14 protein-coding genes, 4 tRNA genes and 5 rRNA genes are annotated in these 24,823 nt (G+C 41.1%); 18 read left to right on the top strand and 5 right to left on the bottom strand.

Annotation, left to right across the window (positions count from 1 at the left end; translation table 11 throughout):
- Nucleotides 1–843: 843 nt before the first annotated feature.
- The 9 genes from PYW37_RS12855 (at nucleotide 844) to PYW37_RS12815 (ending at nucleotide 8,757) form a co-directional block, all read left to right on the top strand.
- Nucleotides 844–2,390 (top strand): 16S ribosomal RNA (locus tag PYW37_RS12855).
- A gap of 93 nt (nucleotides 2,391–2,483) precedes the next feature.
- Nucleotides 2,484–2,556 (top strand) — tRNA-Ala (locus PYW37_RS12850).
- A 138-nt stretch (nucleotides 2,557–2,694) separates the two neighbouring features.
- Nucleotides 2,695–5,595, top strand: a 23S ribosomal RNA gene (locus PYW37_RS12845).
- 83 nt (nucleotides 5,596–5,678) lie between these two features.
- Nucleotides 5,679–5,794 (top strand): 5S ribosomal RNA (gene rrf, locus PYW37_RS12840).
- The 16S, 23S and 5S rRNA genes sit together here with 3 tRNA genes alongside, the layout of an rRNA operon.
- Nucleotides 5,795–5,803: 9 nt before the next feature.
- Nucleotides 5,804–5,875: transfer RNA gene (locus tag PYW37_RS12835), tRNA-Glu, on the top strand.
- Nucleotides 5,876–5,911: 36 nt separating this feature from the next.
- Nucleotides 5,912–5,985, top strand: a tRNA-Asn gene (locus tag PYW37_RS12830).
- A gap of 95 nt (nucleotides 5,986–6,080) precedes the next feature.
- On the top strand, nucleotides 6,081–7,022 hold the full coding sequence (mnmL, locus tag PYW37_RS12825) for a tRNA modification radical SAM protein MnmL/YtqA (RefSeq protein WP_023189605.1): 942 nt from the start codon (nucleotides 6,081–6,083) through the stop codon (nucleotides 7,020–7,022).
- A gap of 130 nt (nucleotides 7,023–7,152) precedes the next feature.
- Nucleotides 7,153–7,743 carry a tRNA 5-(aminomethyl)-2-thiouridylate-methyltransferase MnmM gene (gene mnmM / locus PYW37_RS12820; RefSeq protein ID WP_023189606.1) on the top strand — a complete coding sequence of 197 codons (591 nt, stop codon included), beginning with the start codon at nucleotides 7,153–7,155 and terminating at the stop codon, nucleotides 7,741–7,743.
- Nucleotides 7,744–7,869: 126 nt separating this feature from the next.
- A complete protein-coding gene (locus PYW37_RS12815; RefSeq protein WP_003132622.1) occupies nucleotides 7,870–8,757 on the top strand; it encodes a GRP family sugar transporter in 888 nt (295 codons plus the stop codon).
- A gap of 73 nt (nucleotides 8,758–8,830) precedes the next feature.
- Here PYW37_RS12815 and PYW37_RS12810 read toward each other — a convergent pair whose 3' ends face one another.
- Nucleotides 8,831–10,138 (bottom strand): serine hydrolase, encoded by a 1,308-nt coding sequence (locus PYW37_RS12810; RefSeq protein ID WP_023189607.1) that lies wholly within the window; start codon nucleotides 10,136–10,138, stop codon nucleotides 8,831–8,833.
- A gap of 327 nt (nucleotides 10,139–10,465) precedes the next feature.
- Here PYW37_RS12810 and rpsL point away from each other — a divergent pair, with 327 nt between their 5' ends.
- The 4 genes from rpsL (at nucleotide 10,466) to purR (ending at nucleotide 14,925) form a co-directional block, all read left to right on the top strand.
- Nucleotides 10,466–10,879: a 30S ribosomal protein S12 gene (gene rpsL / locus PYW37_RS12805; protein ID WP_003129874.1), complete on the top strand. Its 414-nt coding sequence runs from the start codon at nucleotides 10,466–10,468 to the stop codon at nucleotides 10,877–10,879.
- Between the two features lie 18 nt (nucleotides 10,880–10,897).
- Nucleotides 10,898–11,365 carry a 30S ribosomal protein S7 gene (rpsG, locus tag PYW37_RS12800; RefSeq protein WP_003129876.1) on the top strand — a complete coding sequence of 156 codons (468 nt, stop codon included), beginning with the start codon at nucleotides 10,898–10,900 and terminating at the stop codon, nucleotides 11,363–11,365.
- Nucleotides 11,366–11,629: 264 nt separating this feature from the next.
- Nucleotides 11,630–13,759 (top strand): elongation factor G, encoded by a 2,130-nt coding sequence (gene fusA / locus PYW37_RS12795; RefSeq protein WP_003129877.1) that lies wholly within the window; start codon nucleotides 11,630–11,632, stop codon nucleotides 13,757–13,759.
- Nucleotides 13,760–14,109: 350 nt separating this feature from the next.
- On the top strand, nucleotides 14,110–14,925 hold the full coding sequence (gene purR / locus PYW37_RS12790) for a pur operon repressor (protein WP_010906422.1): 816 nt from the start codon (nucleotides 14,110–14,112) through the stop codon (nucleotides 14,923–14,925).
- Nucleotides 14,926–14,973: 48 nt separating this feature from the next.
- Here purR and lepB read toward each other — a convergent pair whose 3' ends face one another.
- From lepB to PYW37_RS12770, 4 genes are all read right to left on the bottom strand, one after another.
- On the bottom strand, nucleotides 14,974–15,600 hold the full coding sequence (gene lepB / locus PYW37_RS12785; protein WP_012898725.1) for a signal peptidase I: 627 nt from the start codon (nucleotides 15,598–15,600) through the stop codon (nucleotides 14,974–14,976).
- Nucleotides 15,601–15,611: 11 nt separating this feature from the next.
- Nucleotides 15,612–16,490, bottom strand: coding sequence for a ribonuclease HIII (rnhC, locus tag PYW37_RS12780; RefSeq protein ID WP_010906420.1), 879 nt, complete (start codon nucleotides 16,488–16,490; stop codon nucleotides 15,612–15,614).
- A 144-nt stretch (nucleotides 16,491–16,634) separates the two neighbouring features.
- Nucleotides 16,635–17,306, bottom strand: coding sequence for an ABC transporter ATP-binding protein (locus PYW37_RS12775; protein WP_025017198.1), 672 nt, complete (start codon nucleotides 17,304–17,306; stop codon nucleotides 16,635–16,637).
- Nucleotides 17,307–17,314: 8 nt separating this feature from the next.
- Nucleotides 17,315–18,385, bottom strand: a complete 1,071-nt coding sequence (locus tag PYW37_RS12770) for an ABC transporter permease (RefSeq protein WP_025017199.1) — start codon at nucleotides 18,383–18,385, stop codon at nucleotides 17,315–17,317.
- Between the two features lie 369 nt (nucleotides 18,386–18,754).
- On the opposite strand from PYW37_RS12770, the gene rplM reads away from it, so the two are divergent.
- From rplM to PYW37_RS12745, 5 genes are all read left to right on the top strand, one after another.
- Nucleotides 18,755–19,201, top strand: a complete 447-nt coding sequence (gene rplM / locus PYW37_RS12765) for a 50S ribosomal protein L13 (protein ID WP_010906417.1) — start codon at nucleotides 18,755–18,757, stop codon at nucleotides 19,199–19,201.
- A 19-nt stretch (nucleotides 19,202–19,220) separates the two neighbouring features.
- Complete coding sequence (gene rpsI, locus PYW37_RS12760; protein ID WP_004254378.1) at nucleotides 19,221–19,613, top strand: 30S ribosomal protein S9; 393 nt, start codon at nucleotides 19,221–19,223, stop codon at nucleotides 19,611–19,613.
- Between the two features lie 407 nt (nucleotides 19,614–20,020).
- A 16S ribosomal RNA gene (locus PYW37_RS12755) occupies nucleotides 20,021–21,567 on the top strand.
- Between the two features lie 93 nt (nucleotides 21,568–21,660).
- A tRNA-Ala gene (locus PYW37_RS12750) sits at nucleotides 21,661–21,733 on the top strand.
- Between the two features lie 138 nt (nucleotides 21,734–21,871).
- Nucleotides 21,872–24,772, top strand: a 23S ribosomal RNA gene (locus PYW37_RS12745).
- The last annotated feature ends 51 nt before the right edge of the window (nucleotides 24,773–24,823 follow it).

Genomic DNA, 24,823 nt, shown 5'->3' with positions numbered 1-24,823 from the left:
ATTACTCCTTTACTTTTTAGTTTGTTGATAACTCATTATATCATTTCACATTATATTTTTCCACAGTCTGTTGAAATTAACAAAAGAAAGTTTTCCACCATAAGAAAAAGTTATTAACAAAACTGTGGATAATGTGTAAAAGTTTTTTTATCCACAGAAAAAGATAAGGAATACCAAATGCATACGGACTTATCCACAAATCAAAAAAAGTTAAATTTATAGATTATTTGCTGTGGAAAAAGAAAAAAATAAGAAAAATTTACCACAGCTTTTAGACAGTCAGTTCTATCTTTGGGGATATTTTATTTCTAATGTAATAAAATCCAAGAATTTAAAAATAAATTGTTAAATTTTAAGTTTTCTACTATATAAAGACTGAATATAGAGACAAACTATTTGCTACAAAATAAAAGAGAATTCAATTTTCTATTATTTATAATAAAAATTTAGTTAAGCTTAAAAACATCATTTCTACGTGAAAAATCAAAGAATTTTATTCTCAGAAGGTAAAGAAGACTAAAATAAGCACCTTATCTTATTAAAAAATAAGAAAAAATAAAAACTAATGAAAATCAGTGGTGGCATGAAATAAAGCGAATACAGTGGAGGGAAAAAGCGAACGTAAGATAAAAAAAGGTATAAAAGTCACAGTTAATTCTTGACAAGTTTAGTTAGGTTTGATAGAATATAATAGTTGTCGCAAGAGACGAGGGTCTTGAAGCGATAAGCTAGACCATTGAAAACTGAATAAAGAAGAATGACTCATGTGATGTAGTAAGATACATCAAAAATCTGTCAATCAATAATGAAAGACAAGCCAGTCACTAAGGTGACTTAAATACTTTATTTGAGAGTTTGATCCTGGCTCAGGACGAACGCTGGCGGCGTGCCTAATACATGCAAGTTGAGCGCTGAAGGTTGGTACTTGTACCGACTGGATGAGCAGCGAACGGGTGAGTAACGCGTGGGGAATCTGCCTTTGAGCGGGGGACAACATTTGGAAACGAATGCTAATACCGCATAAAAACTTTAAACACAAGTTTTAAGTTTGAAAGATGCAATTGCATCACTCAAAGATGATCCCGCGTTGTATTAGCTAGTTGGTGAGGTAAAGGCTCACCAAGGCGATGATACATAGCCGACCTGAGAGGGTGATCGGCCACATTGGGACTGAGACACGGCCCAAACTCCTACGGGAGGCAGCAGTAGGGAATCTTCGGCAATGGACGAAAGTCTGACCGAGCAACGCCGCGTGAGTGAAGAAGGTTTTCGGATCGTAAAACTCTGTTGGTAGAGAAGAACGTTGGTGAGAGTGGAAAGCTCATCAAGTGACGGTAACTACCCAGAAAGGGACGGCTAACTACGTGCCAGCAGCCGCGGTAATACGTAGGTCCCGAGCGTTGTCCGGATTTATTGGGCGTAAAGCGAGCGCAGGTGGTTTATTAAGTCTGGTGTAAAAGGCAGTGGCTCAACCATTGTATGCATTGGAAACTGGTAGACTTGAGTGCAGGAGAGGAGAGTGGAATTCCATGTGTAGCGGTGAAATGCGTAGATATATGGAGGAACACCGGTGGCGAAAGCGGCTCTCTGGCCTGTAACTGACACTGAGGCTCGAAAGCGTGGGGAGCAAACAGGATTAGATACCCTGGTAGTCCACGCCGTAAACGATGAGTGCTAGATGTAGGGAGCTATAAGTTCTCTGTATCGCAGCTAACGCAATAAGCACTCCGCCTGGGGAGTACGACCGCAAGGTTGAAACTCAAAGGAATTGACGGGGGCCCGCACAAGCGGTGGAGCATGTGGTTTAATTCGAAGCAACGCGAAGAACCTTACCAGGTCTTGACATACTCGTGCTATTCCTAGAGATAGGAAGTTCCTTCGGGACACGGGATACAGGTGGTGCATGGTTGTCGTCAGCTCGTGTCGTGAGATGTTGGGTTAAGTCCCGCAACGAGCGCAACCCCTATTGTTAGTTGCCATCATTAAGTTGGGCACTCTAACGAGACTGCCGGTGATAAACCGGAGGAAGGTGGGGATGACGTCAAATCATCATGCCCCTTATGACCTGGGCTACACACGTGCTACAATGGATGGTACAACGAGTCGCGAGACAGTGATGTTTAGCTAATCTCTTAAAACCATTCTCAGTTCGGATTGTAGGCTGCAACTCGCCTACATGAAGTCGGAATCGCTAGTAATCGCGGATCAGCACGCCGCGGTGAATACGTTCCCGGGCCTTGTACACACCGCCCGTCACACCACGGGAGTTGGGAGTACCCGAAGTAGGTTGCCTAACCGCAAGGAGGGCGCTTCCTAAGGTAAGACCGATGACTGGGGTGAAGTCGTAACAAGGTAGCCGTATCGGAAGGTGCGGCTGGATCACCTCCTTTCTAAGGAATATATACAAAGACGTGAGCATTCAACTTTATTCAGTTTTGAGGGGTTTAGTCATAAACCTAAGCAAGAATCAAATTCTTGATTGTGGGGCCTTAGCTCAGCTGGGAGAGCGCCTGCTTTGCACGCAGGAGGTCAGCGGTTCGATCCCGCTAGGCTCCATTGTCAGACAAGACGTTAAAATCACTTGAACATTGAAAACTAAATAACAATATCTAATAACGATAAATAAACCAAAAGCTGTGAATTTTAAAGAATTTACAAACTTATACTTGAAAAACGATGATTATAAATCATCATGGCAAAGTTAATAAGGGCGCACGGTGGATGCCTTGGCACTAAGAGCCGATGAAGGACGTGACTAACGACGATATTCTAGGGGGAGCAGTAAGTACGCATTGATCCCTAGGTCTCCGAATGGGGAAACCCAGCTGCTACTAGCAGTTATTCATGAGTGAATACATAGCTCATGTAAAGGTAACGCAGAGAACTGAAACATCTAAGTACCTGCAGGAAGAGAAAGTAAAAACGATTTCGTAAGTAGCGGCGAGCGAACGCGAAGAAGGGCAAACCAAGAAGCTTGCTTCTTGGGGTTGTAGGACTGCAACGTGGACTTAAGCATTATAGTCGAATAACCTGGGAAGGTTAATCAAAGAGGGTAATAATCCCGTAGACGAAATAGCGCTTATACCTAGCAGTATCCTGAGTAGGGCTGGACACGCGAAATCCAGTTTGAATCCGGGAGGACCATCTCCCAACCCTAAATACTCCTTAGTGACCGATAGTGAACCAGTACCGTGAGGGAAAGGTGAAAAGAACCCCGAGAGGGGAGTGAAATAGCACCTGAAACCGTGTGCCTACAAGAAGTTCGAGCCCGTTAATGGGTGAGAGCGTGCCTTTTGTAGAATGAACCGGCGAGTTACGTTATGATGCGAGGTTAAGTTGAAGAGACGGAGCCGTAGGGAAACCGAGTCTGAATAGGGCGACTTAGTATCATGATGTAGACCCGAAACCTAGTGACCTATCCATGAGCAGGGTGAAGGTGTGGTAAGACGCACTGGAGGCCCGAACCAGGACACGTTGAAAAGTGTTTGGATGACTTGTGGATAGCGGAGAAATTCCAAACGAACTGGGAGATAGCTGGTTCTCTCCGAAATAGCTTTAGGGCTAGCGTCGAAATGTAAGTGTATTGGAGGTAGAGCACTGTTTGGGTGAGGGGTCCGTCTAGGATTACCAATCTCAGATAAACTCCGAATGCTAATACACATGTTCGGCAGTCAGACTGCGAGTGCTAAGATCCGTAGTCGAAAGGGAAACAGCCCAGACCAACAGCTAAGGTCCCAAAATATATGTTAAGTGGAAAAGGATGTGGGGTTGCACAGACAACTAGGATGTTAGCTCAGAAGCAGCTATCATTCAAAGAGTGCGTAATAGCTCACTAGTCGAGTGACCCTGCGCCGAAAATGTACCGGGGCTAAACATATTACCGAAGCTTTGGATTTAATTTAATTAAATGGTAGGAGAGCGTTCTTAACCGCGATGAAGGTATACCGTGAGGAGTGCTGGAGCGTTAAGAAGTGAGAATGCCGGTATGAGTAGCGCAAGATAAGTGAGAATCTTATCCACCGTAAGACTAAGGTTTCCAGGGGAAGGCTCGTCCGCCCTGGGTTAGTCGGGACCTAAGGCGAGGCCGAAAGGCGTAGTCGATGGACAACTGGTTGATATTCCAGTACTAGATATGATCGTGATGGAGGGACGCAGTAGGCTAAGAGATGCCAGTTAATGGATTCTGGTCTAAGCAGTGAGGTGTGAGATGTGTCAAATGCATTTCTCTTTAACATTGAGCTGTGATGGGGAAGCAACTACGGTTGCGAACTCTCTGATGTCACACTGCCAAGAAAAGCTTCTAGCGTAAAGTCATATCTACCCGTACCGCAAACCGACACAGGTAGTCGAGGCGAGTAGCCTCAGGTGATCGAGAGAACTCTCGTTAAGGAACTCGGCAAAATAGCCCCGTAACTTCGGGAGAAGGGGTGCTGGTGTAAAAGCCAGCCGCAGTGAATAGGCCCAAGCAACTGTTTATCAAAAACACAGCTCTCTGCTAAACCGCAAGGTGATGTATAGGGGGTGACGCCTGCCCGGTGCTGGAAGGTTAAGAGGAGTGCTTAGACGTAAGTCGAAGGTATGAATTGAAGCCCCAGTAAACGGCGGCCGTAACTATAACGGTCCTAAGGTAGCGAAATTCCTTGTCGGGTAAGTTCCGACCCGCACGAAAGGCGTAATGATTTGGGCACTGTCTCAACGAGAGACTCGGTGAAATTTTAGTACCTGTGAAGATGCAGGTTACCCGCGACAGGACGGAAAGACCCCATGGAGCTTTACTGTAGTTTGATATTGAGTACCTGTAAGTCATGTACAGGATAGGTAGGAGCCATTGAAATAGGGACGCTAGTTTCTATTGAGGCGTTGTTGGGATACTACCCTTGACTTATGGTTACTCTAACCCGCTGGCATAATCGGCCAGGGAGACAGTGTCTGACGGACAGTTTGACTGGGGCGGTCGCCTCCTAAAGAGTAACGGAGGCGCTCAAAGGTTGGCTCAGATTGGTTGGAAATCAATCGTAGAGTGTAAAGGTAAAAGCCAGCTTGACTGCGAGAGCTACAACTCGAGCAGGTAGGAAACTAGGACTTAGTGATCCGGTGGTACCGCATGGAAGGGCCATCGCTCAACGGATAAAAGCTACCCTGGGGATAACAGGCTTATCTCCCCCAAGAGTTCACATCGACGGGGAGGTTTGGCACCTCGATGTCGGCTCGTCGCATCCTGGGGCTGTAGTCGGTCCCAAGGGTTGGGCTGTTCGCCCATTAAAGCGGCACGCGAGCTGGGTTCAGAACGTCGTGAGACAGTTCGGTCCCTATCCGTCGCGGGCGTAGGTAATTTGAGAGGATCTGTCCTTAGTACGAGAGGACCGGGATGGACTTACCGCTGGTGTACCAGTTGTTCCGCCAGGAGCACGGCTGGATAGCTATGTAGGGAAGGGATAAGCGCTGAAAGCATCTAAGTGCGAAGCCCACCTCAAGATGAGATTACCCATTCGTAAGAATTAAGAGCCCAGAGAGATGATCTGGTAGATAGGCTGGAAGTGGAAGAGTTGCGAGACTTGGAGCGGACCAGTACTAATCGCTCGAGGACTTTACCAAAAGAGTCAAATATAATATGCTTATGGTTTAAAAGTTAGAAGAATTGTTATTTAGTTTTGAATGTTCAAGGTAACATTTAATGATTTGGTCATCATTGCGATGGAGATACACCTGTTCCCATGTCGAACACAGAAGTTAAGTCCATCTACGGCGGAAGTACTTGGGGGTTGCCCCCTGGGAGATAGGCGAGTGGCCAAGTTGAAAGTATGGTCCGTTGGTCAAGGGGTTAAGACACCGCCTTTTCACGGCGGTAACACGGGTTCGAATCCCGTACGGACTATATTATTAAAACTCGGGGAACCGAGTTTTATGTTATTGCGGATTAGCTCAGTTGGTAGTAGCGCATGACTGTTAATCATGATGTCGTCAGTTCGAGTCTGACATCCGCAGCTTTTAAGAGACCTACGGGTCTCTTTTTTTATTATAAATATAGAAAATGTTTAAGAAATTTTGATATAATTTGATAAACGGAGAGATGATATAGAATGCAAAAGAGATATACAACTTGGAATGAATATTTGCGAACCAATTTTGGTGAAAAAATATTTAAAGTTCCTATTGATGCTGGTTTTGACTGCCCTAATCGGGATGGTACGGTTGCTCATGGTGGATGTACTTTTTGTACAGTATCTGGTTCAGGGGACATGATTTTGGAGCCAGAAGCTCCAATTGCGAACCAATTTGCTGCCGAAGTGGCTCAATTTCATAAAAAGTGGCCTGGAGTGAAGAAATATATTGTTTATTTTCAAAATTTCACTAATACTCACGCCCCTGTTGAAGTACTGAGAGAGCGTTTTGAACAAGCGGTAAACCAACCAGATGTTGTAGGTATTTCAATTGGTACTCGACCTGACTGTTTACCAGATGACGTTGTAGATTACTTGGCAGAATTAAATCGTCGAATGGAAGTTTGGATTGATTTGGGTCTGCAGACAACTTATGAAGAAACATCAGATTTGATTAATCGAGCTCATGATTATGAAACCTATGTAGATGCGGTGAAGCGATTGAGGGTTCATAATATTAATGTTTGTACTCACTTAATCAATGGTTTACCTGGTGAAACTAGTGAGATGATGTTAGAAAATGTTCGAAGAATGGTTTTAGATTCTGATATTCAAGGTGTGAAATTACATTTACTTCATTTGATGAAGCAAACTCGTTTGCAACGTGATTATCATGAAGGAAAATTACAGCTGATGTCGCAAGAGGAATATGTAAAAGTGATTTGTGACCAACTAGAGATGATTCCAAAAGAAATTGTTATTCATCGTTTAACAGGAGATGCTCCGCGGGATTTAATTATTGGACCTATGTGGTCTTTAAAAAAGTGGGAAGTTTTGAATAGTATTGATGCTGAAATGGAGCGGCGAGGAAGTGTTCAAGGTTGTAAAGATGTTCGGATTAGTGATCTAATTACATTTTAACTGACAGGAGGTGAATTTTTATTCATCTCTTTTTTATTGAATTTGGTGTTATAATAGGAAAGAAATTGAAAATCTGTCAGTAAAACTGAAATTGGTATATAAAAATAATTAGAAAGTGATGAGGAAATAAATGTTAAAACAGTTAGAAATGGCTCACTGGATGTTGAAAGATATCATCAAAACTAATGATGTTGTGGTGGATGCAACGATGGGGAATGGTTATGATACTCAATTTTTAGCGGAATTAGGGGCGAATGTATATGCTTTTGATGTGCAAGAAGAAGCGCTAAATGCAACTGAAAAACGTTTAGATGATGCTGGAATAAAGAATCAAATATTTGAAAAAAATCTCTCGAATTTACTGACAGAGCCGTCAGTAAATCTAGTTTTGTCTGGTCATGAAAAGCTTTCTGAATACGTCAAAGAGCCAATCAAAGCAGCTATTTTTAATCTTGGATATTTACCAAAAACTGATAAAAGTGTGGTTACAAAAGCTGATACCACTTTGACTGCTCTAGATGCTTTGACTAATCAGTTAGTTGTAGGTGGAAGAATTGCGATTATGATTTATTACGGTCATGAGGGGGGAATGGAAGAAAAAGATGCCGTTATTAAGTGGACTTCTAGTTTGTCACAAAAGGACTGGGAAGTGACTTCTTATGCACCTCTTAACCAAATTCATACGCCGCCAATTTTAGTCCTAATCGAAAAAAGAAAATAAATTTACTTGAACAGTTATGAATCTTATGTATTCTTTTATCTCTTGTTTTTTCCAAAAAAAAGAGTAAAATAGAGAAATGCTTATTTTTTTAAGTAAAAAAACTATTTTAAAGAGGTAAATATACACATGCAAGGAGTTCTTCTCGCGCTTGTTCCAATGTTTGCTTGGGGTTCTATCGGATTTGTAGCTAATAAATTTGGTGGTGATGCTAAACAACAAACACTTGGAATGACTTTGGGCGCTTTTGTTTTTGCACTTATTGTTTTCTTATTCCGCATGCCAACGTTGACATGGCAAATTTTCTTAATTGGATTTATTGGTGGATTGCTTTGGGCAATTGGACAATTTGGTCAGTTTAATTCAATGAAATACATGGGTGTTTCAGTAGCAAGTCCACTTTCATCAGGGAGTCAATTAGTAATTGGTGGATTGATTGGGGTTTTTGCTTTCCACGAATGGACAAAACAAATTCAATTTATTCTCGGATTTATTGCGATGGCTGTTTTGGTAGTTGGATTCTATTTCTCAGCTAAGCGTGACCCAGAAAATGCAGTAGTTGAAGAAGGACGTAATTATACTAAAGGATTGACTGCTTTAACTTACTCAACTTTGGGATATGTTATCTATGTTATTCTTTTCAATAACTTAGCAGTACTTTGGTTCAATGTTCATTTTGATACATTGACAATTATCTTGCCAATGTCAGTTGGAATGATTTTTGGAGCACTTGTGATGGGTCGTTTCAAAATTAAAATGGAAAAATATGTTTATCAAAATATGATTGTTGGAGCAATGTGGGGTGTAGGTAATATCTTTATGCTTATGGCTGCAAGCGCTGCTGGTAACGCAATTGCCTTTTCATTCTCGCAATTAGGTGTCATCATTTCAACTATTGGAGGAATTCTCTTCCTTGGTGAAAAGAAAACCAAAAAAGAATTGGTTTATGTTGGAATTGGGATTGTTTTATTCGTAACAGGTGCAATTTTACTTGCAATTGTAAAATCTAAAGGATAATAAAAAAGCTGTCAGTAAATTGACGGCTTTTTTTGTGAGTTAATTTACTGACAAGTTTTCTGTCAGTAAAATTTTAGAGTTTTTCATTAACAAAATTTACAAAATGATTCCAAAAAACCTTTGGAGCGCTACTACGGGGGACAGTTTTCTTAGCAACCAATGGAATTTGTTCTGCGGTACAATTTGGAAGATAGCCTAAACTATCCTTTACTGTAGTAGAAAGAGTGACAAGTTTTTGGTTTTTAGTCACAGTTGCTTCAACGGAGGCTGTTTTTTCCTTACTGAATTTGACTGTCAGTGATTTTGTATCTGCACTACCATCTGTAGCGTAAGGAACAACGGGAGTGATATTTTGTGGAGCAACGAGTTGAACAGATTTTTCTTTTCCATCAGTCACAGTAATTTCTTTAAAATCATCTAAGGATTGATTTTTTTGCACAAGACTGGTCGTACGCCAATGACCATAAACATAGTTCATCAGTTGATTTGTGAGAGTGAAAGGAGTTGAGTTGTCAGCAGCAGGATCTGTAGCTTCTAAAACAACCGTAATGATTCTAAAACCGTTTTGATTTGTTGTTCCAGCAAAACAGTCAATTTGAAAACTTGTTGAACCTGTTTTCAAGCCATCCACACCAGTTCTTGAAGTAGAAAAACCACTAAGCATTTGATTGGTATTAGTTAAGGTCATTTTTGCTTCATTGCCGGTATCAAAAGGAATTTCTGTTTTTTTAGTGATTTTAAGAATTTCTGGAAAATCTTGAATAAGATGATAACTAAGTGTTGCTACAGCCTTTGCGCTCATTGTGTTTGTTGCTGAGGCACCAGACCCTGGATAAATATGACCGTTTAAATCATCATTTGGTAAGCCAGAAGCATTGACGAGATGGCTGTCAGTAATTCCCCAGTCTTTCATTTGTTTTGTCATCATATCAACAAATTTTGGTTCTGAACCAGCAATTTTTTCAGCTAAAGCGACAGCAGCAGAATTTGCTGACGGAAGAAGTAAAGCATTCAATAAATCTTTGACAGTATATTGACCATTTTGAGCAAGGGGAATATTGGAAGCATTAGAATTTTGAGTTAATTCATAAGCATAATCTGAAATAGGAACTTTAGTATTCCAAGTCAATTTATTTTCAGCTACATTTTTGTAAACTAAATAGGCTGTCAGTAATTTAGTGATAGAGGCGATCCGAGTGCTTGCATCATCAGCATTTTGCGCGTATAAAATTTTACCACTTGAGGCATCAATAGCAATTGCTGATTTAGCAGCAACTGTAAAATCATTTGTCGTTGGAGTCGTAGCAGCACTGACAGAAAAGCCCGAAAGGACTGACAGACTAATCAGGAAACTACAAAAAATAATTGCAATTTTTTTCATGACTCGATTATACCATAGTCTATTCGTAAGGTACAATAGATTCAAAACTTGATAGATAATTAAATAGTTTTATTTTTTCAAAATCAATTCTAAAAAATAGATTGACAATTGTTATAAAAAATGATATTATATTAAACGGTACTTTTTACTTTGGACTCTCAGGAGAACTTGTATAAGTTGCTAAACTTCTTGTCAGAACTTGGCTTAAGCGACCATATACTGACTAAAAAATTGGCGATTCGCCATCCAATAAAAAGAAAGGAATGCTTTTGTATTTCTCATCGCTTCGCATAAAAATGTGGAAAAATACAAAAAGCAGACAGTAAAATGCCTACAATTAACCAATTGGTACGCAAACCACGTCGTGCTCAAGTGACTAAATCTAAATCACCAGCAATGAACGTTGGCTACAACAGCCGTAAAAAAGTACAAACTAAACTTGCAAGCCCACAAAAACGTGGAGTAGCAACTCGTGTTGGTACTATGACTCCTAAAAAACCTAACTCAGCGCTTCGTAAATTCGCGCGTGTACGTCTTTCAAACCTTATGGAAGTAACAGCGTACATCCCAGGTATCGGACACAACCTCCAAGAACACAGTGTTGTACTTCTTCGTGGTGGACGTGTAAAAGACCTTCCAGGGGTACGTTACCATATCGTTCGTGGTGCACTTGATACAGCAGGTGTCGCTGACCGTAAACAAAGCCGTTCTAAATACGGTGCTAAAAAACCAAAAGCTTAAGAAGGGAGATAAGTAAGAATGCGTAAAAATCGTGCCCCAAAACGTGAAGTTTTGGCAGATCCAATGTACAACTCAATCGTCGTAACTCGTCTTATCAACCGCGTTATGCTTGATGGTAAACGTGGTGTTGCGGCTCAAATCGTTTACGGTGCCTTCAAACAAATTGAAGAAGCTACTGGAAACAACCCACTCGAAGTCTTCGAAACTGCTATGGAAAACATCATGCCAGTTCTTGAAGTTCGCGCTCGTCGTGTCGGTGGTTCTAACTATCAAGTCCCAGTTGAAGTTCGTCCAGAACGTCGTACAACTCTTGGACTTCGTTGGTTGGTAACAATCGCTCGTAACCGTGGTGAACACACAATGCAAGATCGTCTTGCAAAAGAAATCTTGGATGCAGCTAACAACACAGGTGCAGCAGTCAAAAAACGTGAAGATACTCACAAAATGGCTGAAGCTAACCGTGCGTTCGCTCACTTCCGCTGGTAAAATCTATTTGCGTTGCAGCTGCTTCGTTAGAAGAACCCTCGCGTACTCTAGTACGCTTCGGAACCTTCTTTCTCGCTTCTGCTTAGCAAATAAATTTTACGATCAGTCTTAAAGATTGTAAAGTAACATCGAATTGATGTAAAAACGAACATTACCGGGCTTGGGCTCCTCGCCTGCTCGGTTTTGTTTTAATTTTTTAACATTAATTTGATACAATAAAACTAATGAGAAATTCTCATGACTAAAATCAAATAGGAGAACAAAATGGCTCGCGAATTTTCACTTGCTAATACACGTAATATCGGTATCATGGCCCACGTCGATGCTGGTAAAACAACAACAACTGAACGTGTTCTTTACTACACTGGTAAAATCCATAAAATCGGTGAAACTCACGAAGGTGCATCACAAATGGACTGGATGGAGCAAGAACAAGAACGTGGTATCACAATCACATCTGCAGCAACAACTGCTGAATGGAAAGGTAACCGCGTAAATATCATTGACACACCAGGTCACGTGGACTTCACAATTGAAGTACAACGTTCACTCCGTGTTCTTGATGGTGCTGTTACCGTTCTTGATGCTCAATCAGGTGTTGAACCACAAACAGAAACTGTATGGCGTCAAGCGACTGAATACGGTGTTCCACGTATCGTTTTTGCTAACAAAATGGACAAAATCGGTGCTGATTTCTACTACTCACTTTCTACTTTGGGAGATCGTTTGGGTGCTAATGCTCATCCAATCCAAATTCCAATTGGTGCAGAAGATGACTTCATCGGTATCATTGACTTGGTAACTATGAAATCTGAAATCTATACTAACGACCTTGGTACAGATATTAAAGAAACTGTTGTAGGTTCAGACGAATTTAACGCTGAATTGGCAGCTTTGGATTTCAATGCTGAAGAATACACAGAACTTGCAAACGAATGGCGTGAAAAACTCATCGAAGCAATTGCTGATTTCGATGAAGATATCATGGAAAAATATTTTGCTGGTGAAGAAATTCCAGAAGCAGAACTTAAAGCTGCAATCCGTAAAGCAACAATCAATGTTGACTTCTACCCAATGCTTGCTGGTTCTGCCTTCAAGAACAAAGGTGTTCAAATGATGCTTGATGCAGTTATTGACTACCTTCCAAGCCCACTTGATATCCCTGCAATCCAAGGTGTTAACCCAGATACAGACGAAGAAGACGAACGCCCAGCTTCAGATGAAGAACCATTTGCAGCTCTTGCTTTCAAAATCATGACTGACCCATTTGTTGGACGTCTTTCATTCTTCCGCGTTTACTCAGGTACACTTGATGCTGGTTCATACGTTTTGAATACTTCAAAAGGTAAACGTGAACGTATCGGACGTATTCTTCAAATGCACGCTAACACTCGTAAAGAAATCCAAACAGTTTATGCTGGGGATATCGCTGCTGCTGTTGGTTTGAAAAATACGACAACTGGTGACTCATTGACAGATGAAAAAGCTAAAATCATCCTTGAATCAATTGAAGTTCCAGAACCAGTTATCCAATTGATGGTTGAACCTAAAACTAAAGCTGACCAAGATAAGATGGGTGTTGCCCTTCAAAAATTGGCTGAAGAAGATCCAACTTTCCGTGTTGAAACAAACCCAGAAACTGGTGAAACAGTTATCTCTGGTATGGGTGAACTTCACTTGGACGTTCTTGTTGACCGTATGAAACGTGAATTCAAAGTTGAAGCAAATGTTGGTGCGCCTCAAGTTGCTTACCGTGAAACATTCCGCGCTGGAACTTCAGCACGTGGATTCTTCAAACGTCAATCAGGTGGTAAAGGTCAATATGGTGACGTATGGATCGAATTCACACCTAACGAAGAAGGCGCTGGATTTGAATTTGAAAATGCTATCGTCGGTGGTGTCGTTCCTCGTGAATTCGTACCAGCCGTTGAAAAAGGTTTGGTAGAAACTATGGCTAACGGTGTCCTTGCTGGATACCCAATGGTTGACATTAAAGCTAAACTTTATGATGGTTCATACCATGATGTCGATTCATCAGAAACTGCCTTCAAGGTTGCCGCTTCTCTTGCAATGAAAGAAGCTGCTAAAACTGCGAAACCAGCAATTCTTGAACCAATGATGAAAGTTACAATCACTGTTCCTGAAGAAAACCTTGGAGATATCATGGGTCACGTGACTGCTCGTCGTGGTCAAGTTAACTCAATGGAAGCTCACGGTAAATCACAAATCGTTAATGCTTTCGTTCCACTTGCTGAAATGTTCGGTTACGCAACTACTCTCCGTTCATCTACACAAGGACGTGGTACTTTCATGATGGTATTTGACCACTATTCAGACGTACCTAAATCAGTACAAGAAGAAATTATTGCTAAAAACGGCCGTAACGCTGACTAAGTTTTAATTTTAATAATATGAGATAACCTGTCAGTACTGACAGGTTATTTTTTTACTGACAAGATTTTCTTTAGTTTAGTTTCACTTTATCTTGACTTAATGAACCATTAAGTCAGTGAAGCTATAATATATTTATTCCAAAAAAATTTTTTCATAACTTTACTCCTAAAAGTGAAAAAGCAATATCTAAGTGATACTGCTTTTTTTATTTTGATTTTAAAATGAAACGTTACTGACAGAAAAATATTTTATGAATCTGAAATCTGTCAGTAAAATTGTTTCATGTGAAACTTGAATGTTCGGAAATGCCATGCTATAATAAGCTTATCAAATAGGAGATGAGATAATAAATGAAAAGAAACGAACGTTTAGTTGATTTTACAAATTTTTTAATTAATCATCCCAATCAAATGCTAAATTTAAATGAATTAAGTAAACATTATGAGGTGGCCAAATCATCTATCTCAGAAGATTTAGTATTTATCAAACGTGTTTTTGAAAACCAAGGAGTAGGTCTGGTTGAAACTTTCCCAGGTAGCCTTGGAGGAGTTCGGTTTACGCCTTACATTACTGACGAACGTTCGTTGGAAATGAGTCAGGAAATTGCTGAACTTTTACGTGAAGAAAATCGAATTTTACCTGGAGGATATATTTATCTGTCAGATATTTTGGGTACTCCATCAAATCTTCGTAAAATCGGTCAAATTATTGCTCATGAGTATCATGAAAAGCAAGTTGATGTCGTCATGACTATTGCCACAAAAGGGATTCCAATTGCTCAGTCAGTTGCTGAGATTCTAGATGTTCCTTTCGTAATTGTTCGTCGTGACCCTAAAGTGACCGAAGGAGCAACGCTTAATGTAAATTATATGTCAGGCTCAAGCTCTCGTGTTGAAAATATGACTTTATCCAAACGGAGCCTTTCAATTGGTCAAAATGTTTTGATTGTTGATGACTTCATGAAAGGCGCAGGAACAATTAATGGAATGAGAAGTCTTGTTCATGAATTTGATTGTTTACTTGCCGGTGTTGCCGTTTTTCTTGAAGGACCATTTAAAGGTGAGCGATTGATTGATGATTACAAATCAATCTTGAAAGTTGATCGAATTGACATTGCTAACCGCTCAATTGATGTTCAATTGGGAAATATATTTAATGACAAATAAAAAGTTACTGACAGGACATTCTGTCAGTAACTTTTTATATTTATTTACTTAAAAGAAAGAAATTTTGTTGAGTGGCCACACTCGTAATTTCGCTTCACCAACAATTGCTGAACGTTTGAAAGTTCCAACTGCGCGACTATCTTGAGAAACTACCCGATTATCTCCCATCAGGAAGTATTGTCCCTCAGGAACTTTTACTGTAAAGGTTGGATTACCAGTGCTGTCAGTGGTAAATGCTTTGGTACTTTGAGCTAAACTAACAAACAAACTGCGGTTTTGTTCACTGAGTGCATTTGTTAAAGGATACTTACCGTAAGTTTTTTCCAACTGACCGTCAGCAAGTTGCTTTTGGTAATCTTTGAGATAATTTTCTGGATAAACTTTGTTATTGATTGTGAGTTGGTCGTGGTCGAATTTTATAGTATCTCCAGGCATTCCAATGACACGTTTCACGATATCTTTAGTTGAACCATCGGCTGTTTCTTCTTTGGCAACAACAATATCAAAACGATTAATGGTTGATTTTCTTACAATAACCAGACGTTCCTTGTCAGCTAAAGTTGGGTCCATTGAATGACCATCCACAACAACAAGTGACCAAAGAAAGACACGTGAGAGAAGAATAGCGATAATTATAAAGAGAAATAATCCCCACTCTTTTAAAAATTTCATCATAATTTTACTTTCTATAATTGAGCGATTTTAATCGCTTTTTGTGTATTAGCAAAATGAAGTTTTGCTAACTGATTCAGAGCATCAACTCCCTGACTTTTGATAATTTGTGCTGCAATTTTGTCAGATAAATTTCCTGCCCCACTGGGTAACGTGAAACCTGATTCTTTAGATAATTTTTTTAGATTTTCTAAAAAAAGATAACGAGAAATAATTGAACTGACAGCAACAGCCAGAAACTGATCTTCAGCTTTTGTCAGTAAAGTTACCTTTGTCAGCGGATGATTTTGTTCTTTATTAACATATTTTTTATAATTTGCTTCCGTTGTGAAAGCATCAATAACAATATTTTCAGGCTTATGACCTAATTGTTTTTCAAGAAGATAAATGGCTTGATTATGGAGAGCAACTTTAATGCTGACAGCATTATAACCAGAAGCAATCACCTCATTATACTTGGCAGGTTCAACCACTAAAGCAACATGTGGAATTCTATCAATCAATTTTGGAGCAATTTGACAAATTTTTTCGTCAGTTAATTTTTTAGAATCAGCGACTCCAATTTCCTTTAGAAAATTCAAGTTTTCTTCACTGACAAAACTAGCAGTAACCATTAAACCACCAAAATATGACCCGTTGCCCACCTCGTCAGTCCCAATAAGATTTGTTTGTTTTTGAGGAACGACTTGAGCAATATGACCAAAGTCACTCGCTAATTTTTCAGCCTCGTTTCCTTGAAAAACAACTTTTCCAGAAGTATAAACCGAGATAGAAGTTTTCCCAACCTTGGCAAAAAAAGTGATGTAAGGATTTTTGGAAACTTGCTCATAGGATTTGTATTTCTCAGCGAGCTGTTGGCGTTCTTTAGTCTCTAATTTTAGAACAATATTCATAAGAACATTCTACCATAAATTAGCTATTCTAGAATAAGAATCCGACCATTTATTAAAAATAATTTCTTATTAGAATCTATTATAGCAAACATGTTGTAAAATAATGAAAAAAGTCTTCATATTCTAAATACGAAGACTTCAAACTTAGTCAACTTTCTCATTTAAACGCCCATCTTCCATCAGATAAACTTTGTCACAATAATCAACCAAACGTAAATCATGAGTGACCATAATTGTTGCCTTATTTTTTTCTTTTGCTTCCTTAGCTAATATTTTAACCACTTCATAAGCTTTTTCAGTATCCAAACTTGCGGTCGGTTCATCAGCCAAAATGATTGTAGGGTCATTATATAAAGCACGAACAATAGCTACCCGTTGGCGTTCTCCACCAGAAAGTTCCTCAGGATATTTATCCACCAATTTTTCAAGCCCTAAACGCTTGAGTAAGTCTAAGCCTGCTCTATTTTCTTTTGCCTTATTTACCTTGTCAACCAATTGAAGTTGTTTCTTAACCGTTAAGAATGGCACGAGATTAGAAGCTTGTAAAATAAAACCAATTTCTTCAAAACGAACCTTAGCGCGTGCTTTCTCCTTTTTTTCATTTAAAGCTCGGCCATTAATCCAAATTTCCCCAGAAGAAGGACTTTGCAGTCCGCCGGCAATAGTAAGTAAGGTACTTTTTCCAGAACCTGAAGGCCCAATGATTGCCACAAACTCACCCTTATCAACAGAGAAATTAGTTTCTTTTAAAGCCTCTATTGTTTCATCCCCATCCTTAAAAGATTTTTTGACATTTTTTAATTCAATAGCTTTCATTATTTCTCCTATCCAATCGCTTTTAGTGGATCAATTTTGACAATTGCTCTGACAGAGAACAAAGCGCCCACAATTGCAACCACAATCATTAAAAGAGTAATCACTCCAAAGAAGAGGAGATTTGTTTGAAAAGGAACAGCTTCTGGTAAAATTAACGCAGAACCTAAAGTGGCTAACAAACCAATTAATACACCACTAAAAGCTAAAATAAAAGTTTGAGCAATGACAGAATTACTAATAAAGCGACTGGAAATTCCCTGAGCCTTCATTACACCAAAAATCGCTATTTTTTGCATTGTCAGAACATAAATAAAGATTCCAATGACAACCGCAGCAATAACCACTAGAAAGCCAATCATGAAACCAAAGGTCAAAACTTGTGCACTATAACCAGGAAGTTTATCTATAAATTTACTGATAGATAATTTTTGGAGCCCTTTAGGCTGTTGGCTAATTTTTCCGCGCGTGACGATAGCATTGTAAGTAGTTTTAGGTTGAAAATTGGAATTTGAACCATAACGAATTTGTTGGAAAGTATCTAAAGAAGTATAAAGCACAGGTGAAATATTGAATTTAGCATTATCTGTAAAACCAACAATAGTCAATACTTCATTATTGGTTGCTAATTTAATTTTATCACCAAGTTTATAATCATATTGATTTTTAAAACTAATATCAGCTACTACCTCGCCCTTATTTTTAAAATCACTCCCTTCAATAACATTGGGATTTAAAAATTCATTTGAATTAATTCCAAAAAAACTGACATTATTTTTTTTATTTTCATTATTGGCATCATAAATAATCCCAGCAGTTTGAGCGAGAACTGCCTTTTCTTTCGCCTTCACCTGACTGGCAATATCTGAATCAATCATTGACATATTGAGAGAATCATTGGCTTTCTCAGATATAAAAATATCAGTTGCTTTCCATTTATCAACTGCCATTCTATTTTCTTGAGCCAAACCATAGGCCAAACCAGATAAGAAAAACACAAGATAGGAAATCAAAAACATGACACCAATTACGAGAGCATATCTTAATTTTGAATGTTTAATTTCATTAATTGCTAAAAACATCATTGAGCTCCTATTTTCTATATAAATCCCCCAAATTTCCGAGGGCTAACTGAATAAAAGGACTTGTATTATATAAACCCCTTTTAAAAAAGTCTATCATAGTTCAAATGGAAGTGCTACCATAATGCTTGTAGCAAAAACCACAAAGAAACATTTGAAAAGATATAAAACTAAAAAATACATAATCCACGAAAAGAAGTAAATAAAGGGGATATAATCCCTAAAATGTCTTGACAAACCCAGGAATAATATGATATGATGATAAACGGTATTGTTTACCCCATTTTTGTGGCCCCGGAAACCCAAAAATACTTTGCAGGACTCTTACACCTGCTGTAAACAAATTCTAGTAAAAGGAAAATAACCAAAATGATGAAAACTACATTCATGGCTAACGCTCAAAACGTTGACCGTAAATGGTACGTCGTCGATGCAACTGATGTTCCTCTTGGACGTCTTTCTGCAGTTGTCGCAAGCGTACTTCGCGGAAAAAACAAACCAACATACACACCACATACTGATACAGGTGATTTCGTAATCGTTGTTAACGCTGAAAAAATCAAATTGACTGGTAAAAAAGCAACTGATAAAGTTTATTACTCACACTCACTTCACCCAGGTGGATTGAAATCAGTTACTGCTGGTGAACTCCGTGAAAAAAATGCTGTACGTTTGATTGAAAAATCAGTAAAAGGTATGCTTCCACACAACACACTTGGACGTGCTCAAGGCATGAAACTTAAAGTGTTTGTTGGCGCAGAACACACACATACAGCTCAAAAACCTGAAGTCCTTGACATCACAGGTTTGATTTAATCAGGAAGGAACGAACATAATGGCACAAGTACAATATGCCGGCACAGGCCGTCGTAAAAATGCAGTAGCACGCGTACGTCTCGTACCTGGTACTGGTAAAATCACAGTTAACGGACGTGAAGTAGAAAGCTACATCCCACACGCAGACATGCGTCTCGTTATCAACCAACCATTTGCAGCTACACAAACAGAAGGTAGCTACGATACACTCGTAAACGTAAATGGTGGTGGTGTATCAGGTCAAGCAGGAGCTATCCGTCACGGAATCGCTCGTGCATTGCTCCAAGTAGACCCAGATTTCCGTAGTGCTTTGAAACGCGCTGGACTCCTTACACGTGACGCCCGTATGGTTGAACGTAAAAAACCAGGTCTCAAAAAAGCCCGTAAAGCATCACAATTCTCAAAACGTTAATATTATTCATATATCAATGTTTAAAACACTTCCATATGGAAGTGTTTTTTTGTATTAAATTTATACCTATAAAATTTGTAAATTCTCTCATACAATATCCAAAGGGTAAAATAATAAACCAATAAATTATATTTTCTATAAAAATTGTAGATTGAAGAACATGACAACCGTGGGGTTTTCTGAATGTAAGATAAAAAAAGGTATAAAAGTCACAGTTAATTCTTGACAAGTTTAGTTAGGTTTGATAGAATATAATAGTTGTCGCAAGAGACGAGGGTCTTGAAGCGATAAGCTAGACCATTGAAAACTGAATAAAGAAGAATGACTCATGTGATGTAGTAAGATACATCAAAAATCTGTCAATCAATAATGAAAGACAAGCCAGTCACTAAGGTGACTTAAATACTTTATTTGAGAGTTTGATCCTGGCTCAGGACGAACGCTGGCGGCGTGCCTAATACATGCAAGTTGAGCGCTGAAGGTTGGTACTTGTACCGACTGGATGAGCAGCGAACGGGTGAGTAACGCGTGGGGAATCTGCCTTTGAGCGGGGGACAACATTTGGAAACGAATGCTAATACCGCATAAAAACTTTAAACACAAGTTTTAAGTTTGAAAGATGCAATTGCATCACTCAAAGATGATCCCGCGTTGTATTAGCTAGTTGGTGAGGTAAAGGCTCACCAAGGCGATGATACATAGCCGACCTGAGAGGGTGATCGGCCACATTGGGACTGAGACACGGCCCAAACTCCTACGGGAGGCAGCAGTAGGGAATCTTCGGCAATGGACGAAAGTCTGACCGAGCAACGCCGCGTGAGTGAAGAAGGTTTTCGGATCGTAAAACTCTGTTGGTAGAGAAGAACGTTGGTGAGAGTGGAAAGCTCATCAAGTGACGGTAACTACCCAGAAAGGGACGGCTAACTACGTGCCAGCAGCCGCGGTAATACGTAGGTCCCGAGCGTTGTCCGGATTTATTGGGCGTAAAGCGAGCGCAGGTGGTTTATTAAGTCTGGTGTAAAAGGCAGTGGCTCAACCATTGTATGCATTGGAAACTGGTAGACTTGAGTGCAGGAGAGGAGAGTGGAATTCCATGTGTAGCGGTGAAATGCGTAGATATATGGAGGAACACCGGTGGCGAAAGCGGCTCTCTGGCCTGTAACTGACACTGAGGCTCGAAAGCGTGGGGAGCAAACAGGATTAGATACCCTGGTAGTCCACGCCGTAAACGATGAGTGCTAGATGTAGGGAGCTATAAGTTCTCTGTATCGCAGCTAACGCAATAAGCACTCCGCCTGGGGAGTACGACCGCAAGGTTGAAACTCAAAGGAATTGACGGGGGCCCGCACAAGCGGTGGAGCATGTGGTTTAATTCGAAGCAACGCGAAGAACCTTACCAGGTCTTGACATACTCGTGCTATTCCTAGAGATAGGAAGTTCCTTCGGGACACGGGATACAGGTGGTGCATGGTTGTCGTCAGCTCGTGTCGTGAGATGTTGGGTTAAGTCCCGCAACGAGCGCAACCCCTATTGTTAGTTGCCATCATTAAGTTGGGCACTCTAACGAGACTGCCGGTGATAAACCGGAGGAAGGTGGGGATGACGTCAAATCATCATGCCCCTTATGACCTGGGCTACACACGTGCTACAATGGATGGTACAACGAGTCGCGAGACAGTGATGTTTAGCTAATCTCTTAAAACCATTCTCAGTTCGGATTGTAGGCTGCAACTCGCCTACATGAAGTCGGAATCGCTAGTAATCGCGGATCAGCACGCCGCGGTGAATACGTTCCCGGGCCTTGTACACACCGCCCGTCACACCACGGGAGTTGGGAGTACCCGAAGTAGGTTGCCTAACCGCAAGGAGGGCGCTTCCTAAGGTAAGACCGATGACTGGGGTGAAGTCGTAACAAGGTAGCCGTATCGGAAGGTGCGGCTGGATCACCTCCTTTCTAAGGAATATATACAAAGACGTGAGCATTCAACTTTATTCAGTTTTGAGGGGTTTAGTCATAAACCTAAGCAAGAATCAAATTCTTGATTGTGGGGCCTTAGCTCAGCTGGGAGAGCGCCTGCTTTGCACGCAGGAGGTCAGCGGTTCGATCCCGCTAGGCTCCATTGTCAGACAAGACGTTAAAATCACTTGAACATTGAAAACTAAATAACAATATCTAATAACGATAAATAAACCAAAAGCTGTGAATTTTAAAGAATTTACAAACTTATACTTGAAAAACGATGATTATAAATCATCATGGCAAAGTTAATAAGGGCGCACGGTGGATGCCTTGGCACTAAGAGCCGATGAAGGACGTGACTAACGACGATATTCTAGGGGGAGCAGTAAGTACGCATTGATCCCTAGGTCTCCGAATGGGGAAACCCAGCTGCTACTAGCAGTTATTCATGAGTGAATACATAGCTCATGTAAAGGTAACGCAGAGAACTGAAACATCTAAGTACCTGCAGGAAGAGAAAGTAAAAACGATTTCGTAAGTAGCGGCGAGCGAACGCGAAGAAGGGCAAACCAAGAAGCTTGCTTCTTGGGGTTGTAGGACTGCAACGTGGACTTAAGCATTATAGTCGAATAACCTGGGAAGGTTAATCAAAGAGGGTAATAATCCCGTAGACGAAATAGCGCTTATACCTAGCAGTATCCTGAGTAGGGCTGGACACGCGAAATCCAGTTTGAATCCGGGAGGACCATCTCCCAACCCTAAATACTCCTTAGTGACCGATAGTGAACCAGTACCGTGAGGGAAAGGTGAAAAGAACCCCGAGAGGGGAGTGAAATAGCACCTGAAACCGTGTGCCTACAAGAAGTTCGAGCCCGTTAATGGGTGAGAGCGTGCCTTTTGTAGAATGAACCGGCGAGTTACGTTATGATGCGAGGTTAAGTTGAAGAGACGGAGCCGTAGGGAAACCGAGTCTGAATAGGGCGACTTAGTATCATGATGTAGACCCGAAACCTAGTGACCTATCCATGAGCAGGGTGAAGGTGTGGTAAGACGCACTGGAGGCCCGAACCAGGACACGTTGAAAAGTGTTTGGATGACTTGTGGATAGCGGAGAAATTCCAAACGAACTGGGAGATAGCTGGTTCTCTCCGAAATAGCTTTAGGGCTAGCGTCGAAATGTAAGTGTATTGGAGGTAGAGCACTGTTTGGGTGAGGGGTCCGTCTAGGATTACCAATCTCAGATAAACTCCGAATGCTAATACACATGTTCGGCAGTCAGACTGCGAGTGCTAAGATCCGTAGTCGAAAGGGAAACAGCCCAGACCAACAGCTAAGGTCCCAAAATATATGTTAAGTGGAAAAGGATGTGGGGTTGCACAGACAACTAGGATGTTAGCTCAGAAGCAGCTATCATTCAAAGAGTGCGTAATAGCTCACTAGTCGAGTGACCCTGCGCCGAAAATGTACCGGGGCTAAACATATTACCGAAGCTTTGGATTTAATTTAATTAAATGGTAGGAGAGCGTTCTTAACCGCGATGAAGGTATACCGTGAGGAGTGCTGGAGCGTTAAGAAGTGAGAATGCCGGTATGAGTAGCGCAAGATAAGTGAGAATCTTATCCACCGTAAGACTAAGGTTTCCAGGGGAAGGCTCGTCCGCCCTGGGTTAGTCGGGACCTAAGGCGAGGCCGAAAGGCGTAGTCGATGGACAACTGGTTGATATTCCAGTACTAGATATGATCGTGATGGAGGGACGCAGTAGGCTAAGAGATGCCAGTTAATGGATTCTGGTCTAAGCAGTGAGGTGTGAGATGTGTCAAATGCATTTCTCTTTAACATTGAGCTGTGATGGGGAAGCAACTACGGTTGCGAACTCTCTGATGTCACACTGCCAAGAAAAGCTTCTAGCGTAAAGTCATATCTACCCGTACCGCAAACCGACACAGGTAGTCGAGGCGAGTAGCCTCAGGTGATCGAGAGAACTCTCGTTAAGGAACTCGGCAAAATAGCCCCGTAACTTCGGGAGAAGGGGTGCTGGTGTAAAAGCCAGCCGCAGTGAATAGGCCCAAGCAACTGTTTATCAAAAACACAGCTCTCTGCTAAACCGCAAGGTGATGTATAGGGGGTGACGCCTGCCCGGTGCTGGAAGGTTAAGAGGAGTGCTTAGACGTAAGTCGAAGGTATGAATTGAAGCCCCAGTAAACGGCGGCCGTAACTATAACGGTCCTAAGGTAGCGAAATTCCTTGTCGGGTAAGTTCCGACCCGCACGAAAGGCGTAATGATTTGGGCACTGTCTCAACGAGAGACTCGGTGAAATTTTAGTACCTGTGAAGATGCAGGTTACCCGCGACAGGACGGAAAGACCCCATGGAGCTTTACTGTAGTTTGATATTGAGTACCTGTAAGTCATGTACAGGATAGGTAGGAGCCATTGAAATAGGGACGCTAGTTTCTATTGAGGCGTTGTTGGGATACTACCCTTGACTTATGGTTACTCTAACCCGCTGGCATAATCGGCCAGGGAGACAGTGTCTGACGGACAGTTTGACTGGGGCGGTCGCCTCCTAAAGAGTAACGGAGGCGCTCAAAGGTTGGCTCAGATTGGTTGGAAATCAATCGTAGAGTGTAAAGGTAAAAGCCAGCTTGACTGCGAGAGCTACAACTCGAGCAGGTAGGAAACTAGGACTTAGTGATCCGGTGGTACCGCATGGAAGGGCCATCGCTCAACGGATAAAAGCTACCCTGGGGATAACAGGCTTATCTCCCCCAAGAGTTCACATCGACGGGGAGGTTTGGCACCTCGATGTCGGCTCGTCGCATCCTGGGGCTGTAGTCGGTCCCAAGGGTTGGGCTGTTCGCCCATTAAAGCGGCACGCGAGCTGGGTTCAGAACGTCGTGAGACAGTTCGGTCCCTATCCGTCGCGGGCGTAGGTAATTTGAGAGGATCTGTCCTTAGTACGAGAGGACCGGGATGGACTTACCGCTGGTGTACCAGTTGTTCCGCCAGGAGCACGGCTGGATAGCTATGTAGGGAAGGGATAAGCGCTGAAAGCATCTAAGTGCGAAGCCCACCTCAAGATGAGATTACCCATTCGTAAGAATTAAGAGCCCAGAGAGATGATCTGGTAGATAGGCTGGAAGTGGAAGAGTTGCGAGACTTGGAGCGGACCAGTACTAATCGCTCGAGGACTTTACCAAAAGAGTCAAATATAATATGCTTATGGTTTAAAAGTTAGAAGAATTGTTATT

Origin of the sequence: Lactococcus lactis (assembly GCF_029023865.1) — a bacterium.
Lineage (GTDB): Bacteria > Bacillota > Bacilli > Lactobacillales > Streptococcaceae > Lactococcus > Lactococcus lactis.
This window is presented reverse-complemented; position numbering and strand designations above follow the sequence as displayed.